The sequence below is a fragment of the Sulfurospirillum sp. SCADC genome (assembly GCF_000743525.1).
Lineage (GTDB): Bacteria > Campylobacterota > Campylobacteria > Campylobacterales > Sulfurospirillaceae > Sulfurospirillum.
This window is the reverse complement of the sequence record NZ_JQGK01000014.1, coordinates 14858-31438: the sequence shown is the minus strand read 5'-3', so window position 1 is coordinate 31438 and position 16581 is coordinate 14858. Positions and strand designations below refer to the sequence as shown.

Annotated in this window: 17 protein-coding genes; 9 read left to right on the top strand and 8 right to left on the bottom strand. The window is 42.4% G+C overall.

What is annotated here, in order from left to right:
- Positions 1–8 precede the first annotated feature (8 nt).
- Positions 9–776 carry an NAD+ synthase gene (locus JU57_RS09585; RefSeq protein WP_037960208.1) on the bottom strand — a complete coding sequence of 256 codons (768 nt, stop codon included), beginning with the start codon at positions 774–776 and terminating at the stop codon, positions 9–11.
- A gap of 134 nt (positions 777–910) precedes the next feature.
- Here JU57_RS09585 and JU57_RS09580 point away from each other — a divergent pair, with 134 nt between their 5' ends.
- Complete coding sequence (locus tag JU57_RS09580; RefSeq protein WP_037960345.1) at positions 911–1507, top strand: MBL fold metallo-hydrolase; 597 nt, start codon at positions 911–913, stop codon at positions 1505–1507.
- Here the strand turns inward: JU57_RS09580 and JU57_RS09575 are convergent.
- The 3 genes from JU57_RS09575 to JU57_RS09565 all read right to left on the bottom strand — a co-directional run bounded on the left by JU57_RS09575 (position 1499) and on the right by JU57_RS09565 (position 3283).
- Entirely contained in the window at positions 1499–2044 is a 546-nt protein-coding gene (locus JU57_RS09575) for a thioesterase (protein ID WP_051906773.1), read from the bottom strand. The genes JU57_RS09580 and JU57_RS09575 overlap by 9 nt on opposite strands.
- A gap of 102 nt (positions 2045–2146) precedes the next feature.
- Entirely contained in the window at positions 2147–3046 is a 900-nt protein-coding gene (gene cmoB / locus JU57_RS09570) for a tRNA 5-methoxyuridine(34)/uridine 5-oxyacetic acid(34) synthase CmoB (protein ID WP_037960206.1), read from the bottom strand.
- Between the two features lie 6 nt (positions 3047–3052).
- A complete protein-coding gene (locus tag JU57_RS09565; RefSeq protein ID WP_037960202.1) occupies positions 3053–3283 on the bottom strand; it encodes a hypothetical protein in 231 nt (76 codons plus the stop codon).
- A 45-nt stretch (positions 3284–3328) separates the two neighbouring features.
- On the opposite strand from JU57_RS09565, the gene JU57_RS09560 reads away from it, so the two are divergent.
- Together JU57_RS09560 and JU57_RS09555 are read left to right on the top strand one after the other, a co-directional pair.
- Entirely contained in the window at positions 3329–4618 is a 1290-nt protein-coding gene (locus JU57_RS09560) for a M20/M25/M40 family metallo-hydrolase (protein WP_037960199.1), read from the top strand.
- A 3-nt stretch (positions 4619–4621) separates the two neighbouring features.
- Positions 4622–5185: a thioredoxin family protein gene (locus JU57_RS09555; RefSeq protein ID WP_037960196.1), complete on the top strand. Its 564-nt coding sequence runs from the start codon at positions 4622–4624 to the stop codon at positions 5183–5185.
- 103 nt (positions 5186–5288) lie between these two features.
- Here JU57_RS09555 and nth read toward each other — a convergent pair whose 3' ends face one another.
- Positions 5289–5930 carry an endonuclease III gene (nth, locus tag JU57_RS09550; RefSeq protein ID WP_037960193.1) on the bottom strand — a complete coding sequence of 214 codons (642 nt, stop codon included), beginning with the start codon at positions 5928–5930 and terminating at the stop codon, positions 5289–5291.
- 118 nt (positions 5931–6048) lie between these two features.
- Here nth and JU57_RS09545 point away from each other — a divergent pair, with 118 nt between their 5' ends.
- The 6 genes from JU57_RS09545 to mog all read left to right on the top strand — a co-directional run bounded on the left by JU57_RS09545 (position 6049) and on the right by mog (position 11883).
- A complete protein-coding gene (locus JU57_RS09545; RefSeq protein WP_037960190.1) occupies positions 6049–6861 on the top strand; it encodes a peptidyl-prolyl cis-trans isomerase in 813 nt (270 codons plus the stop codon).
- 242 nt (positions 6862–7103) lie between these two features.
- Positions 7104–8180, top strand: coding sequence for a class II fructose-bisphosphate aldolase (gene fbaA / locus JU57_RS09540; protein ID WP_037960187.1), 1077 nt, complete (start codon positions 7104–7106; stop codon positions 8178–8180).
- A gap of 46 nt (positions 8181–8226) precedes the next feature.
- Positions 8227–9099, top strand: coding sequence for a 1-aminocyclopropane-1-carboxylate deaminase (locus tag JU57_RS09535; protein WP_037960184.1), 873 nt, complete (start codon positions 8227–8229; stop codon positions 9097–9099).
- A 26-nt stretch (positions 9100–9125) separates the two neighbouring features.
- Positions 9126–10421, top strand: a complete 1296-nt coding sequence (hisD, locus tag JU57_RS09530) for a histidinol dehydrogenase (RefSeq protein ID WP_037960181.1) — start codon at positions 9126–9128, stop codon at positions 10419–10421.
- Positions 10418–11359: a ketopantoate reductase family protein gene (locus JU57_RS09525; protein ID WP_037960178.1), complete on the top strand. Its 942-nt coding sequence runs from the start codon at positions 10418–10420 to the stop codon at positions 11357–11359. Before hisD ends, JU57_RS09525 begins: the two co-directional genes overlap by 4 nt.
- Complete coding sequence (gene mog / locus JU57_RS09520; RefSeq protein WP_037960176.1) at positions 11356–11883, top strand: molybdopterin adenylyltransferase; 528 nt, start codon at positions 11356–11358, stop codon at positions 11881–11883. Before JU57_RS09525 ends, mog begins: the two co-directional genes overlap by 4 nt.
- A 66-nt stretch (positions 11884–11949) precedes the next feature.
- Here the strand turns inward: mog and JU57_RS09515 are convergent, their stop codons facing one another.
- From JU57_RS09515 to JU57_RS09505, 3 genes are all read right to left on the bottom strand, one after another.
- Complete coding sequence (locus JU57_RS09515; protein ID WP_037960173.1) at positions 11950–13014, bottom strand: ABC transporter substrate-binding protein; 1065 nt, start codon at positions 13012–13014, stop codon at positions 11950–11952.
- A 26-nt stretch (positions 13015–13040) separates the two neighbouring features.
- Entirely contained in the window at positions 13041–15671 is a 2631-nt protein-coding gene (locus tag JU57_RS09510; RefSeq protein ID WP_037960171.1) for a valine--tRNA ligase, read from the bottom strand.
- A 108-nt stretch (positions 15672–15779) separates the two neighbouring features.
- Positions 15780–16577, bottom strand: coding sequence for a GGDEF domain-containing protein (locus tag JU57_RS09505; protein WP_037960168.1), 798 nt, complete (start codon positions 16575–16577; stop codon positions 15780–15782).
- Positions 16578–16581: the final 4 nt, after the last annotated feature.

Here is a 16581-nt window from a genome sequence, read left to right as displayed (position 1 = left end):
GTTATCCTTTATTTTACCGCTGACAAATCAGCAATGGTTGGAAGTTTTCTTTTAAAAAGATTGCTTGCAATGCGCTCTAGTGCCATTTCCACAAGCTCTTTTTCATACCCAGAAGCAAGGAGGGCTTCTTTGTCTTTGCCCTCTTCAATGTGTGCGTAGAGCACTTTATCAATCTGTGCATAACTAAATCCAAACTCGCCCTCATCACTTTGGTCTTCCCAAAGATCAGCAGAAGGTGCTTTCGTGAGAATAGAATCGGGCACACCAAGATAGCGTGCAAATTCAAAGATTTCGGTTTTGTAGAGTTCGCCAATAGGATTGATCGCACAAGCAAGATCGCCAAAAATAGTGCCGTATCCAAGCAAAATTTCACTTTTATTGCCAGTTCCTAGCACCAGCGCATTTTCACGTGCTGAAATATCGTATAAAACTGCCATACGCATGCGTGCACTGAAATTACCAATGCGAAGTTTTGAAGCATCTTTTTTATCGTGAAAGTAGGTATCGACAAGTGGCCCAACTGGAATTTTCTCAACTTTAATACCAAATTTTTCGCAAAGTTCGCTCGCATGCTCTAAACTTGCACGACTTGACGTCGAAGCAGGCAGCATAATGCCTAGTAGATTATCGTTAAAAGCTTTATGGGCAAGAATAGCAACAACAGCCGAATCTACGCCGCCGCTGATACCCAAAACCACTTTGGAAAAACCAGCTTTTTGCACCTCATCTTGAAGGAATTGAATTAAAAATTTTTCAATGGATTGGTATGTGTTCATCATGGTAACCTTATAAGCAATTTGAGCAACATTCCAATTATACTAAACTTAAAATTAATGCAATCTTTTAAGCTTCCAAAGCAAAATTAGATGAGTTGTGTTAAAATAAAAAAAACAATCAAAAGAAGTGAATGATGCAGATCAAAAGTAGAGCGTGTGGCGCTTATGGAACCAATTGTTACATCGTTACAATAGACGGCAAAGAGATTATTATTGACCCTGGAATGGAAGCGGCAGAATGGGTGTTAGCCCAGGTATCGCATCCTATTGCCATTTTAAATACGCACGGTCATTTTGACCATGTGTGGAGCAATGCAGCACTGGTAAAAGCGCTTCATGTTCCTCTGTATGCCCCAATCGAAGACTGTTTTATGTTAGAGAGTGATCCTTTTATTCAAGGCACACCCCCAAGCTATGCCGATGTCCAAGTGGTTGGGGATCAATGCTTTGAACTAGAAGGTATTGTGGTGCAGTTTTTGCATTTTCCAGGACATACACCTGGTTGTAGTGCTATCTTAATTGACAATACACTGTTTAGTGGGGATTTTATCTTTAAAAACTCGATTGGTAGGTATGATTTTCCTTACAGCAGCAGTGAACAAATGCGTCAAAGTTTGGAAAAATTCCTACAAATCGATGCGGATTGGGAGATTTTTCCAGGGCATGGAGAAAAAACAACGCTTAAAGTAGAACAAAAAAATGTACCCTATTGGTTTAGTTTTTTAGGCTAAATCTTTAGGATTGAAACTGGCTTGGAGCTCATCAATTTTTGTTTGAAGGATATGTCTCTCAAGTAAAACAGCTTGAAAGAGTCCTTCAAACACTTTGATCTCATTGATCATGCCAATCACTTTGATCTCTCGTTTACGGGCATCCTCAAAGCGCCCTCTGGCTTCAAACGTGATTAAATCACCCACTTTTGCAGGCGCAAAAAACTTTGAGCGACAGCCAATGATAACGACATTGGGCTCATTTACTGCCGCAACAGCTGCATATTCTGCTGAACCAAAGAGAAATCCACTGTGAATGAGCCCAAATTCATCAACACTCATCTCATGGGTGGTTTGTAAAACAACTTTTGAGGTATTTTTTGCCATGGCTACAAGATTGCCAACGAGAGTACTTTTAATTTTGAGATGCGTCTTAAGATCGTCATTTAAAAAGTTACTAGAATCAAGGGACGCATCATCCAACAGTTCTAATTCATCTTCAAAATTGGTGGTGTTATCGATCATCTCTTTGACTAATCCCGCGTTATTCTTTGCCATAAGCATCCTTGTTTTTTCTATTTAATTCGTGACACACGTGTTCGTCCTGTAAAAGGAGCTGTACACAAAATCTATTCTTTAGATATGAGCAAATCGACTGATTTAGCGTTTTGCTTTAATGTAAACACGCTTAGGGGCTGGAAACCCTTCAATCGTAAGTTCAGGGTTATTTGGATCTAGAAAATGCTCTAAACTTTCACCGTAAATCCAGTCGGTTTTACGCTGTTCCAAAGCATCTGTTTTTTTGATCTCTAAGAGTTCAATGTCCCTAAATTTTGCACGCTCCAACCAGTTGGTAAGGGCTGGGATGGTTGGCACAAAATAGACATTGGGAATTTTAGAGTAGGTTTTTGAGGGGCAAAGTGCCACAGGAGTATCGCCATCGATCATAAACGTATCTAAAATGAGTTCTCCATCAGGAGTGAGCCCTTGGTAGAGTGCTTTAAGGGTTTGAATCGGGTCGCTTCGGTGATAGAGCACGCCCAAACAAAAGAGGGTATCAAACCGGTGTTCATACAAAGGCAGATGTTCAACACCTAGCATTTCATAGACAATATCGCTTTTGAGAAAATGGTTGATAAAATCAAACTGCGTTTTATACAATGCGGAAGGATCAAACCCTACCAATTTTTTAGGTTTGTGTGAAAGCATACGAAAGAGATAATAACCGTTGTTGCAGCCGATGTCTCCAACGATTTTGCCTTCCAGATTAAAATGAGGCTCTAAGAGATTGTACTTGATAAAGCTTTGCCATTCGGTGTCGATAAAGGTATCAAACAGCTCAAAAGGACCCTTTCGCCAAGGACGAAGCGCAAGGGCGCACTCGTGGATTTTTTCTTTCTCTTCACGCTTTACATGTAAAGCATTGATGTGAATGCTATTGCCTAAAGTTGTGGTGATGTTTTCAATGTGAGGAAGAGCAGCGAGGGCTTCTCTCATCGGTGCAATATCTTTCCAGTCTAGCCATGCTAGTCGCTCTTGGCGAATGTTATTTAAAGGCATACAGGCTTATTCAAAAAGGCTTTTGGTGGCTTCAACACTCTTGTCGACCCCTTTTGAAACGCCATCGGTCACGGTTTTGTATTCGACCAAGTTTTCATCGCACTCTTTGTGGTAGATGCCCATACCGTCGTAGTATTCTTTACAGCCATTGTAGTAGCGACCCGATACGCCCCGATCGTTAAAATAGAGACAACCTTGTAAAAGAAGTGCAGTGAGAAGGATTAATATTGTTTTCATGGGTTGTATAATAGCATTTCATTTATTAAATTTTCAAGGGTTTTGATGGAGCAAATAGTAGAGCATTTTAGAGCAATTACCGCCATTCCTCGCTGTAGTTATCATACGACACAGATGAAAGAGAGAATTAAAACCTTTGCACAGGCTCTTGCTTTTAGAGTGCATGAAGACGCTGTGGGCAATATTTTATGCCAAAAAGGTGCTCCCAAAGTCTGTTTGCAAGCACATTACGACATGGTCTGTATTGGCGACACCCAACCGATTGAGATTGTGATTGAAGCTGGACTGATCAAAGCCAAAAACTCTACGTTAGGTGCTGATAATGGCATGGGTATGGCGATCATGTTTTGGGCGATGGAACATAACGAAAATCTTGAATGCCTTTTTACGGTTGATGAAGAGGTGGGACTTATTGGTGCGATGCAGTTTGAAATGCCTTTAAAGTCTTCATCGCTACTCAATTTAGATGCCGAAGAAGAGGGTGAAATTTACATCGGGTGCGCTGGTGGCGTGGATGTTATTGCCTCTTTGAACCTTCATTTTGAACCGTTGAGTGAGTCTATGCACCTGTATGAAATTCATGCGTTTGATTTTTTAGGCGGACATTCGGGCGTGGATATCGATAAAAAAATCCCCTCCGCCATTAAAGCACTTGGGTATGAACTTTTAAGTCAAGATGTTGTTTTGATCGCGCTCGAAGGTGGTGAGAGACGCAACGCCATTCCAAAGAGTGCAACCACGATTGTAGCGTCTAAAACACCTTTACATGTAAACGATTCACGGTTACATGTAAAACCTTTAGAACGAGGGAATTATACGCATTTTATAGCAGAGTCCAATGCAATTATGAGAGCACTTGGGGCATTTGCACAAGGAGTACGCGAGTGGGATAGAACCCTTGATATCCCCTCTATAAGCATTAATCTGGGTGTGATTTCCCATCAGGAAGGTGTGCTTAGGTTGGATTGTGCCGCACGTGCGATGGATGATGAAAATTTAGCTATACTAGCAGCAGAGACAGAGGCGTTTTTCAAGGCGCTTGGCTTTGACGTAACGCAAGAAGGTTGGCATGGCGCATGGAAGCCCGAAGTCACACCTTTTGCGCTTCGTGTTCAAGAGGCGATGCAGAGCATTTATGCGCATGCTCCGTTTAAAGCGATTCATGCGGGACTTGAGTGTGGTGAGTTAATCGCGCGTCAGCCTCGAAAAATCGAAGCAGTTTCGATAGGACCCACCATTCGTTATCCGCATTCACCAAGAGAAGAGTGCGATCTTGCTTCTGTTGATAAGACCGCCTTGATTGTTCAAAAAATTATTAATATCTATAAGGATTAAACCATGTCACTCATACACTCAGCATCTGTTGAACTGGGTAAAACACTCGAACATTTTGAACTTGAAGATCCTAATGGAAAACGTTTTAAGAGCCAAGAGCTGTTTGGAAAAGGTGGCTTTTTGATTGCGGTGATGTGTAATCACTGCCCGTATTCTAATGCTATTTGGAAGCGACTCATCGCTGTGGCTGAATTTGCAAAGAAACTTGACATTACCACCGTGGCGATCAATCCTAACATTCACCCCAATTATCCTGAAGATTCGCCTTCGCATATGCTCGACAAAATTGCAGAGATGAACATCGACTTTCCTTATCTGATCGATGAAAACCAAGATGTCGCCAAAAGTTTGGGTGCGGTGTGTACGCCTGACATATTCTTATTTGATGGTGAAGCGAAGCTCTACTATCATGGAAGATTGGATGATAACTGGCAAGATGCGCGCAGTGTCAAAGAAGAAGACCTTAGAGAAGCGGTGATGATGCTCTTTAGTAAGCAAGATGCCCCCAAAGTGCAACACCCATCACAAGGCTGCTCCATTAAATGGATCGACACTGTTACGGGTTAAAGCACCAAAGGTGCGTGGGCTTTCTGCTCAAGTATACTCAGCGTTAGCGTAGCTTTTTGAAGCTTTGCTTCAAAAGCGTGTAAAGAGTTTTGCAGAAACTCTATCAAACCTTAAACGTTTGGGTTGTTTTACACAGCTCTTTTAAAAAACAGACTTCACACATGGGATGGACGGCTTTACAGGTGTATCTGCCAAAAAGCACCATCGCTTGGTGAAGGGTGTGCAGATCATTTTTAAAAATCTTCGTCAACTCTTCTTCGGTTTTAATCGCGGTTTTAGCACTTGAAAGCCCCAAACGGTGTGATACACGAAACACATGGGTGTCGACTGCCATTAAATTGGCATTGGCGTATTCGATCATGACGACATGCGCCGTTTTTTGCCCCACACCTGCGAGTCCCATCAGTTTTTGCTCATCTAAAGGAATTTCACCATCATAAAGCTCGACCACTTTTTGAGCCATTTTGAGTAGATTGACCGCTTTATTGTTAAAAAAAGAGCAGGAGTTGATGAACAATTTGACCTCATCAAGATCGGCAACGGAAAGTGACGTAGCATCAGGATAGCGCTCAAATAGCGCTGGGGTGATGAGATTGACCCGTTTATCGGTGCATTGGGCTGAGAGCATCACCGAGACTAAGAGTTCGTATAAAGAGTTGTATTTAAGTTCGGTAACGGCGGTTGCATAGTGTTCTAAAAAGAGCGCTTTAATCGCTGCAATCTCTTTTTGGGTGGCTTTTTTCATGTCATTCTCATCTGTTTTTGAAAAATTATACCGATAATCCTTAAAATTAACATTTCATTTAAGAAATAGTAATAAGATTTGGGGTACAATACGCGTATTAATTTATAAAAGGATCTTAGTGAAAAAAGTTATTCTAAGCAGTATTGCTGCGGCAGTATTAAGTGTAAGTTTAAATGCAACAGTTTATGCAACTGTCAACGGTGAAGATGTAAACGATCAAGACATTGCAGTGCTTATGCGCGCAATGCAAGGTGCAAAGTTTGAAGAGCTTCCTGCTGATGCAAAACAAAAAATTGTTGAGCAAGCGGTTGAGCGTAAACTTTTGACGACGGAAGCAACTAAAAGTGGTGTTGAAAAAGAGAAAGATTATGCTGAAGCCCTTAAACGCATCAAAGCAGACCTTGCCCTTGAAGTTTGGATGAAAAAAATCTACGATGGCGTTAAAGTAGATGCAAAAGATGTGAAAGATTATTATGACAAAAACGCTGACAAATTTATGCAACCAGCAACGGTTAAAGCAAGACACGTACTTGTTAAAACGGAGCAAGAAGCGAAAGATGTCATTAAAGAACTTGATGGTCTAAGCGGTCAAAAACTCAATGACAAATTTGTTGAGCTTGCAACGAGTAAATCAACAGGTCCTAGCGGTCAAGGTGGCGGAGAGCTTGGTTGGTTTGCAGCCAATCAAATGGTAAAACCTTTCTCAGATGCAGCATTTGCACTTAAAAAAGGTGAAATCACTAAAACACCTGTTCAAACACAATTTGGTTTCCATGTTATTTTAGTCGAAGATACCAAAGCGGCTGAGAAAGCAACGTTTGACGTGGTAAAAGCACAAATTGAAAATGGCTTAAAAATGGAAAAATTCCGTGTTTTAGTAGCGGATAAAGCAAAAACACTTAGAAAAAATGCAAAAGTAACGATTAAATAACTTCAAAAATTGAAAGCCTTGTCGTAAAAAGACAAGGCTTTTCACAAAAATCTTGTTTTTTAAAAATAGAGGCAAATAGCCTTTCGATATGTGATGTTACATGTCCTCTAGTGGCAATTATCTAAGGCATGTTAATACTGATTTAATTCTGCCTCAAAGAGGCAAGCTTTAGTGCATAGTGCAGCGTAGCTTTTTGGGCTTTGCCCATAAGGCGTATAAAAATTGAAATAAAAGGCGTTTTCATGGTAAATGCAAAAATTTTTGATTTTGTCAAACCGGGTGTTGTTACAGGAAGTGATCTGCAGAAGGTTTTTGCGATTGCAAAAGCAAACCAATTTGCCATTCCAGCTGTGAATGTCGTAGGTACAAATTCGATCAATGCAGTTTTGGAGGCAGCCAAAGCGGCTAATTCTCCTGTGATTGTTCAGTTCTCCAATGGTGGAGCTGAGTTTTATGCAGGAAAAGGTGTTAATGGCCTTAAAGCAGGCGTGCTTGGTGCGATCAGTGGTGCTTTACATGTACACACATTGGCTGAAGCGTACGGGGTTGCTGTGATTTTACATACCGATCATGCTGCACGCAAACTGCTTCCATGGATCGATGAGCTTCTTAGTGCCAGTGAAGTGCATTTTACCAAAACAGGCAAACCCCTTTTTAGCTCTCACATGTTGGATCTTTCCGAAGAACCACTAGAGCAAAATGTACAGACCTGTGTCTCTTACCTCAAACGTATGAGTAAACTAGGGATGACGCTTGAAATTGAGCTTGGGTGTACGGGTGGCGAAGAAGATGGCGTGGATAACACCCATATGGATAATGCAGCCCTTTACACACAACCACAAGATGTGGCGTATGCGTACGAAGAGCTTTTGAAAATCAGCCCTAATTTTACCATTGCCGCCTCTTTTGGTAATGTGCATGGTGTCTATAAACCAGGCAACGTCAATTTGACACCTAAAATCTTGGATAATTCTCAAAAATACATTGAGAAAAAATTTAAAACCGATGCCAAACCTGTCAATTTTGTATTTCACGGTGGAAGCGGAAGCGAACTTAGTGACATTCGTGAAGCCGTAGGGTACGGCGTCATCAAGATGAACATCGACACCGATACCCAGTGGGCGTTTTGGGAAGGGGTTAAAGGGTATGTTGAAAAATACGCGCCTTACCTTCAAGGACAAATCGGTAATCCAGAAGGTGAAGATAAACCCAATAAAAAATACTATGATCCACGTAAATGGCTTCGTCCTGGCGAAGAAGCGATCAAAAGTCGCTTACTCAAAGCCTTTGCCGATCTCAATTGTTTAGATCGTTGTTAATTAAAAGAAGCCTCATCTTGGGGCTTCTTCCTCTTTACATGTAAACATGTTTTTTCCTTCTTCCCCCTTTGAAAAACGAACGTTCAACCATCAGACTTTTTATCTTAAACGCGATGATCTTTTAGATAAAGATTTTTCAGGCAATAAAGCCCGTAAATTTCACTACTTCTTAAATCATGATTTTCCCCATATCCAACGTGTGGTAAGTTCAGGTTCCAACCAATCCAACGCCATGTATTCACTCTCCGTTTTAGCGCGACTAAAAGGGTGGGAATTTATTTATGTGTGTGATCATATTCCACGGTTTCTCAAAGAAAATCCCATCGGTAATTACAAAGAAGCATTGACAAATGGCATGAATATCATCGAATCTCAGACGCGTGAAGAGGAAGTGCTTCGTTGGCTCGATGCCAAGAGTTTACATGTAAACGAAGGGGGCAGGCAAAAAGAGGCAGAAGAGGGCGTTAAGATTTTAGCGAACGAACTTTTAGCAGATATTCAAACGCATGCCATTTCCAATCCTTACCTCTTTTTACCCTCTGGCACGGGCACCACGGCACTCTTTTTGCAAAAGTATCTACCCTTTCCGGTCTTTACATGTAACACCGTTGGGGACAGCGCGTATTTGCAAAAGCAGTGGAAAATGGTTGTGCCTGATCTGACACATTTGCCCACTATTTTAGAAACCAAACACAAATACCACTATGGAAAATTATACATAGAATTGTATGTATTATGGCAACGTTTACGTAATGAGATGGGTGTGGAGTTTGATTTGCTGTACGACCCTGTCGGTTGGAGTGCTTTATTGGAGCATCTGCCTTTGCTGGATGGAACACCCATCTATCTCCATCAAGGAGGCATTTTAGGCAATGCTTCGATGCTACAGAGGTATGTGCGTAAGGCAAATATGCTATAATAAAGCACTTATAAAGAGGATCAATCATGTTACTTTTAAAAACCAATGAACCAACTTTTCAAGCTAAGTTTGATGAACTGCTCCGTCGTGGGAATATGGATATGGAAAATGTCTCCAAAATTGTAGGAGGAATCCTTTCTGAGATTAAAGCTGAGGGCAACAGCGCTCTAAAAAATCACATTGAAAAATTCGATAAATGGCATGTTGAAAGCGATGAAGCGCTTGAAGTGAAAACCGCTGATATGAAAAAAGCCTATGATGCGTTGGATGTTAAACTCAAAGAGGCGCTAGAGCTTGCGTATAAACGCATTTATGCGTACCATGAAAAACTCATGCCAAAATCATGGCTTGATTTTGAAGACAATGGAACGGTTTTAGGTCAAAAAGTGACACCCGTCGACCGTGCAGGGCTTTACATTCCAGGCGGCAAAGCGGCATACCCAAGCAGTTTGTTGATGAATGCGATTCCTGCCATTGTGGCGGGGGTTAAAGAGATTGTGGTTTGTACACCTGCTCCTCATAATGAGCTCAATCCCCTTTTACTTGCGGCAATGCACCTCTGTGGCATCACAAAGGCGTTTAAAGTCGGTGGGGCGAGTGCGATTGGTGCTATGGCGTATGGTACTGAGAGTATTCCCAAAGTAGACGTTATCACGGGACCGGGTAATATCTTTGTCGCAACGGCTAAAAAACTCGTTTTTGGCGATGTCAACATCGATATGATCGCAGGTCCTAGCGAAATTGGAGTCCTTGCTGACACGAGTGCCGATCCGCATCTTTTAGCGATCGATCTACTCTCTCAAGCAGAGCACGATGAGATGGCAAGCTCCATTTTGATTACCCCTTCACTTGAGATTGCGGAGAAAACACACACGGAAGTGTATGCGTGGCTTGAGACACTGGAACGCAAAGCGATTGCGGAAGTCTCTATCAAAGAGCGAGGTGCTATTATTGTCACCGCTTCGATGGATGAAGCGGTGGAGTTGATGAATCAAATCGCTCCAGAACACTTAGAAATCGTGACATCACACCCGTTTGATCTCCTTCCTAAAATTCGCCATGCTGGTGCTATTTTTATGGGCTCTTATACGCCTGAGCCGATTGGCGATTATATCGCAGGGCCAAACCACACGCTTCCAACGGGAGGTACGGCAAAGTTTTACTCACCGTTGGGTGTTGAGAACTTCTTGAAGCGCTCTTCGATCATCAGCATGAGTAAGCAGGGCATCGATGAGATCGGTGAGGCGTGTGCGCTTCTAGCCCACACTGAGGGTCTTGGAGCGCATGAAGCGAGTGTGCGCGTTCGCCTTTCTCAAAAATGAACATTATCATCTTTGGTGCTGGCGGAGTAGGGAGCTACATCGCCGCCAAGTTATTGGAAGCGGGGCATGAGGTTTTGTTGGTCGCGCGAGGTGCGCATTTAGACGCTTTACAGACCAATGGGCTTGTCCTTTCTCACCCAACGCTTCACTTCTCTCATCCTGTAAAAGCGTTAGATATGGAAGCCCTTTCGCATCTTGATCCACACCATTATGATGTCATTTTACTCGTAACAAAATCTACAGCAACGCGTGAAGCTTCAGCCTCTTTGGCTGAGTGGCTCAAACGACAGATCAAACCTCCCTACATTGTCTCTTTGCAAAATGGTGTTGAAAATGAGGCGATTTTATGCGACTATTTCGCGGAAGAGTTTGTCATAGGCGGATTAACCCGTAAAATTGGAGCCCACGTTGTAGCTCCCGGATGCGTGAATGCGGTGGGTTCTGCTGAGACGATTTTAGGGATGATGCGCACAACCTCTGAGAATGAAGCTTTTTTAGAAACGTTGGCTACAACGTTTAATGAAGCAGGCATTCCGACCCAAACCACGTATGACATTGAGCAAGAGCTTTGGAAAAAGCTGATTATTAATAATGGCGTCAATGCTTTGTGTGCACTTTTAGAGGTGAAAACAGGTGTTTTATTTGATCATACGAAGCTCTCGTCCATTGTACAAGGGTTGATGCACGAAACGGCAGCGGCAGCGCGCGCTTTACATGTAAAGATTACCGAAGCCGATGTTGAGGCGATGTTTGAGCTGATCAAGCATTTTGATTCGATCAAACCTTCGATGTTGGTGGATTTGGAGCAGGGACGAAGCATTGAGATCGAAGAGATTTGCGGTGTTGTGATTCGCGCCCTCCATCAAATCGGTGTAGATGCACCGTATACCAAAACGATTTCGACGTTACTAGAATTTAAATTAGGAGAAAAACAGTGAAAGCAAAAATTGGCATTTTAACCGTGTCGGATCGTGCGAGTGCCGGTGTGTATGAAGACCTCTCTGGCAAAGCCATTATTGCGACATTAAGCGAGTATTTAAGCTCTGAGTGGGAGAGTGTTTACGAAGTGATTCCTGATGAGCAGAGTCTTATTGAAGAGGCACTCAAAGATATGGCGGATGAACAAGGATGTTGTCTGATTGTCACCACAGGAGGTACCGGTCCTGCGCTTCGAGATGTCACCCCTGAAGCCACGGAAGCGGTGTGCGAGAAGATGATGCCAGGGTTTGGAGAGCTTATGCGTCAAGTCAGTCTTAAGTACGTTCCAACGGCGATTTTATCGCGTCAAACGGCGGGTATTCGAGGTCGCAGTTTGATCATTAACCTTCCAGGAAAACCAAAATCCATTCGTGAGTGTTTAGACGCAGTCTTCCCAGCCGTTCCTTATTGCATCGATCTTTTAGAGGGACCTTTTCTTACATGTAACGAAGCAGTAATGAAACCTTTTCGCCCCAAAGCGTAAGCAACGAGGCAAGCAGAAGAGGGCTTTTACCGTTACATGTAAAACGGTAAAAGCCCTTAAACTCTCTTATTTTTCGAGTTGTTTCAAATATCCGTATTCACCCATCAGTGTCCAAGGTCGCACTTTCGCTAAGTACGCACGTTGAGATTCTAAAATCTCTTTAAAGACAGGGTCTTTTGCTGCTTGTTCATCTTCGATTTCGTGTGCAGCTTTTTTAAGTGCCGCCATAACATCGGAAGGGAATTGCTGCACTTTAACATTTGGATACTCTTTGGCAATATTTGCCCAAGCTTCTGCATTGGCGTGCGTTGCTTGCTCCATTAACTGACTTCCTACTGAACGAATAGCCACTTCTAGGATCGCTCTTAAATCAGCTGGTAACGCTTCGATTTTCTTTTTATTGGCGAGCATTTGAATTTCGCTTGCAGGCTCTTGCCATCCTGTGTAGTAGTAATTGGCGAGTTTGTGAAAGCCCATAGAGAAGTCAAACACAGGGCTGATCCACTCAACCGCGTCGATGGTATTGCGCTCAAGTGCGGTGTAGAGCTCTCCGGGAGGGGTGCTCATCGCATTCACGCCCAGTTTTGCCATGACTTCGCCACCTTGTCCTGGAATGCGAAATTTCAAGCCTTTGAGGTCTGCTAAGGATTTGATCTCATTTTTAAACCATCCTCCCATTTGCATCCCCGTTGTTCCCATTGGATAAGAGATAAGACCGTGTGTGCTGTACACTTTCTCTGCCAACTCTTTGCCGCCACCATAGTTATACCACGCATATTGCTCGCTGATCAGCATACCAAAGGGGACGGTGGTAAAGAAGACCAATTTATAGTCTTTTCCTTTGTAGTAGTACGAAGCGGTATAAGCAAGATCGTATTGACCCGCTTTAACCATATCCATCACGCCAAAAGGGGATTTGTGTTTGTTGGGTGAATCAATCTTGATTTTTAAACGTCCATTGGACATCGTCTCAACAGTTTGTGCCAGTGTTGCAGGCGCTGTTCCTAAAAAAGGTACTTGCTCTGCCCATGTTGTGGCAAGTGTTAAGGTATAAACTTTCGCATCATTTGCCGCGTGGGCGAATGACATAAAGCCTACCATAAGAGTCACCAGTGTTAAACCAAAACGCATTCTTTCTCCTTTGTATTGTTCGTGTTTTAGAGACTCAAAGAGTGTAGTTCACTCTCAATTTTTGCCATTTTTGCCTTAGCATCATCTAAGCCTTTTTGATTCTCAGCGATCACCTCTTTGGGGGCATTGGCGACAAAGCGTTCATTGGAAAGCATGCCTGAGAGTTTCATGATCTCTTTTTCAAGTTTAATTTTTTGATTGTTGAGTCGCTCAACGATGGGACCTAGATCAACGCCATCGAGTGGAATAAACACTTCAATGTTATCGCCTACATCGGTCGCCGCATTGGCTATTTTTGTCTCTGTAAAGTCGATATTTTCAACTTTTGCCAATAAACTAATGTATTTCAGCGCATCTTTTAGGTTTGTGGCATTAGGTACTTTGATAAACGCGTGTTCAATTTTTTTGTTTCCAAGGTCGATGTTCGCTTTGGCACGGCGAATGCCTACGATTGCTTCGATCACCAGTTCAAAGGTTTTCTCGATTGTTTCATCTTGCTTGAGCGCATGGGGATAGCGCTTGACCATGATCGATTCACTCTCTTCAAGCGTTTGATCGGAAAGCTCTTGGTACAAAAACTCGGAGATAAATGGCATAAACGGATGAATCAGCTTCATTGCCTCTTTAAAGATCGCTCCAAGCTCTATGATGGCTGGTTTATCTGCTTTACTAAGCTCAATACCCCAGTCACAAAACTCGCCCCACAAGAAGCGGTAAAGTGTCGTTGCAGCGTCATTAAAACGGTAATCGCTAAAGTGAGCGCGTACTTCTTCCATCGCCACAGCCAAACGGCTTTTCATGTATAACCCAAGCGCTGTTTTAATCTCGATCTTGTCTAAATCTTCAAATGAGTTTGCATTCATGAGTAAAAAGCGTGATGCGTTGTAGAGTTTGTTGGTGAAGTTGCGAATTTGCTCCAGTTTTTCACCGCTGAGTTTAATGTCACGCCCTTGAACGGCAAGAATGGCAAGGGTAAAACGCAAGGTATCGGCACTGTATTCATCAATCGTGACCAATGGATCGATCACATTGCCTTTACTTTTACTCATCTTTTGACCGTGCTCATCTTTGACGAGTGCGTGAAGGTAAATGTCTTTAAATGGAAGTTCGCCAAGGGTATGTTCACCTGAGAACATCATACGCGCGACCCAGAAGAAGAGAATGTCAAAGCCAGTGATGAGCAGGGTGTTGGGATAGAAATCTTTAAGATCACTCTCATTCCATTTTTCACCTTTAAACACATCACCATTTTCCCAACCTAAAGTTGAAAAAGGCCATAGACCTGAACTGAACCATGTGTCGAGTACATCGGGGTCTTGATGGATTTTAGCACTTTTACATGTAGGACATTCATGCTCGCTCTCTTTTTCACTTGCCCACTCGTGTCCGCATTCATCGCAGTAAAAAACAGGGATTTGATGCCCCCACCAGAGTTGACGTGAGATACACCAATCGCGAAGCTCTTTCATCCATGCGTTGTAGGAGTTGAGCCAATGGCTTGGGTAAAATTCGGCTAAGTGTTCATTGACTTTGGCAATAGCACCATCGGCAATCTCTTTTTTAACAAACCACTGTTTTGAGATATAAGGCTCCACCACATTTTTACAACGATAGCAGTGACCCACTTGGTTTTCATAATCTTCGACTTTATCGACAAAACCCTCAGCTTCCAACTTAGCCATAATCGGCGCACGTGCTTCAAGACGCTCTAGCCCTTGAAATTCACCACAGTAGTCGTTTAAAATACCGTTGCTATCAAAAATCGTGATAAATTCCAAATCATGACGTTTACCCACTTCGTAGTCGTTGATGTCATGCGCAGGCGTGACTTTAACACAACCCGTTCCAAAGCTCATATCGACATGCTCATCGGCAATAATTTCAATCTCACGACCAATCAGTGGCAAAATCACTTTTTGACCCACAAGATGTTTGTAACGCTCATCTTCAGGATGTACCATCACAGCGGTATCGCCAAAGTAGGTCTCAGGTCGTGTGGTGGCGACAACCAAACACGCTTTGGAGTCTTTTAAAAAGTATTTGAGGTGGTAGAGTTTACCTTTGTGGGTTTCGTACTCCACTTCGATGTCACTGAGTGCACCATCGTGTGTACACCAGTTAACCATGTAATTTCCACGAACGATAAGCCCCTCTTGGTAGTACTTTACAAACGCTTTTTTAACGGAGTTTTTCAGTCCATCATCCATTGTAAAGCGTTCTCTGCTCCATGCAGGAGAAGTTCCAAGTTTGCGCATTTGATTGAAAATCTGACCGCCACTGTACGCTTTCCATTCCCAGACTTTCTCTAAGAATTTCTCACGTCCTAGCTCTTCTTTTTTAATGCCTTGGGCAAGCAGTTGTTTTTCAACGACGTTTTGGGTCGCAATTCCGGCGTGATCCATGCCCGGTTGCCAGAGTGTTTTAAAACCGTCCATGCGCTTATAACGCGTAATGATGTCTTGCAGGGTAAAGGTAAGCGCATGTCCGATGTGGAGGCTTCCTGTGACATTGGGAGGTGGCATCATGATACAGAAGTTTTTGCCTTCTTCTTGAATCGCGCTGTTGCCATCGATCTCAAAATAGCCTCTTTGCTCCCAAATAGCGTAAAAACGCTCTTCAATTTCTTTGGGGTTGTAAACAGTACTTTTTTCGCTCATGAGTCTGTATGCCTTCTTAATTTTTTGGGCAATTATACAAAAATAGGGGTAAAAGCTTGATTAATAGCGTTTTTGTACAACGGATTTAGCAAGAACTCTTGTTATTGGTTAAGCAAGGAATGTAGCGGTGTTTTTACCCGCTTCTTTGGAGATGTAAAGCGCTTGATCGGCGCGTTGAAGCATCGTTTTAAAATCATCTTCGTTTTTATACGCCGTGTAACCAATGCTCAGATTGATTTGAAGTTCTTGTTGTTCTTCATTGCGTGTTACAGGAATGATTTTATGGTTAAATTCATTTAAGATGCGATTGACAATGGTTGAAGCGGCATCTTTGCCGTTATCAACGATGCAAATAATAAACTCATCCCCACCAAAACGAGCAATGGAATCTGATTCGCGAAGAAGATGTTGCAAGGTATGCGCGGTTGTTTTAATCGCCTCATCGCCTACAAGATGCCCGTAAGTATCATTGATAGGTTTGAAATCATCAATATCCACAATTACCAAAAAGAGGTGATTTTGCGTGCGTTTGATTTTTTGAATCTCTTTTTGAAAAATCTCCATAAACATTAAACGATTGTACAGACCGGTCAGCCCATCAAAATGGGAGAGATTTTCGACTTCTAGGTAAGATTTTTTTAAAAAAGTGGTTAAAAAAACAATAAGAATGGAGAGAATAATGGAAAATAAGAAGGAATAAAAAAGGGCACTATTGACAATCGCTTGCTGTTCTAAAAGATGCTCGTTCTCTAAAAGTGAAGAGATGGAAAACATATTTTTGTTCTGTTGAAGATGCTTTTCATGCAGGATTAAAACAGGTATTGAGCTGATGAAAAGATTGACAACAAAGGTAATTAAACCCAATAAAATAGGCTTTTTAAGCATAATGCTCGGTATTCTTTTCATGATG

What these genes read in the sequence shown, in the direction of transcription:
- JU57_RS09565 (WP_037960202.1), bottom strand. Translation starts at nt 3,283, where the DNA reads ATGAAAACAATATTAATCCTTCTCACTGCACTTCTTTTACAAGGTTGT.
- JU57_RS09580 (WP_037960345.1), top strand. Translation starts at nt 911, where the DNA reads ATGCAGATCAAAAGTAGAGCGTGTGGCGCTTATGGAACCAATTGTTAC.
- hisD (WP_037960181.1), top strand. Translation starts at nt 9,126, where the DNA reads ATGTTACTTTTAAAAACCAATGAACCAACTTTTCAAGCTAAGTTTGAT.
- JU57_RS09575 (WP_051906773.1), bottom strand. Translation starts at nt 2,044, where the DNA reads ATGGCAAAGAATAACGCGGGATTAGTCAAAGAGATGATCGATAACACC.
- fbaA (WP_037960187.1), top strand. Translation starts at nt 7,104, where the DNA reads ATGGTAAATGCAAAAATTTTTGATTTTGTCAAACCGGGTGTTGTTACA.
- JU57_RS09505 (WP_037960168.1), bottom strand. Translation starts at nt 16,577, where the DNA reads ATGAAAAGAATACCGAGCATTATGCTTAAAAAGCCTATTTTATTGGGT.
- JU57_RS09555 (WP_037960196.1), top strand. Translation starts at nt 4,622, where the DNA reads ATGTCACTCATACACTCAGCATCTGTTGAACTGGGTAAAACACTCGAA.
- JU57_RS09525 (WP_037960178.1), top strand. Translation starts at nt 10,418, where the DNA reads ATGAACATTATCATCTTTGGTGCTGGCGGAGTAGGGAGCTACATCGCC.
- nth (WP_037960193.1), bottom strand. Translation starts at nt 5,930, where the DNA reads ATGAAAAAAGCCACCCAAAAAGAGATTGCAGCGATTAAAGCGCTCTTT.
- JU57_RS09585 (WP_037960208.1), bottom strand. Translation starts at nt 776, where the DNA reads ATGAACACATACCAATCCATTGAAAAATTTTTAATTCAATTCCTTCAA.
- JU57_RS09535 (WP_037960184.1), top strand. Translation starts at nt 8,227, where the DNA reads ATGTTTTTTCCTTCTTCCCCCTTTGAAAAACGAACGTTCAACCATCAG.
- cmoB (WP_037960206.1), bottom strand. Translation starts at nt 3,046, where the DNA reads ATGCCTTTAAATAACATTCGCCAAGAGCGACTAGCATGGCTAGACTGG.
- JU57_RS09510 (WP_037960171.1), bottom strand. Translation starts at nt 15,671, where the DNA reads ATGAGCGAAAAAAGTACTGTTTACAACCCCAAAGAAATTGAAGAGCGT.
- JU57_RS09515 (WP_037960173.1), bottom strand. Translation starts at nt 13,014, where the DNA reads ATGCGTTTTGGTTTAACACTGGTGACTCTTATGGTAGGCTTTATGTCA.
- JU57_RS09560 (WP_037960199.1), top strand. Translation starts at nt 3,329, where the DNA reads ATGGAGCAAATAGTAGAGCATTTTAGAGCAATTACCGCCATTCCTCGC.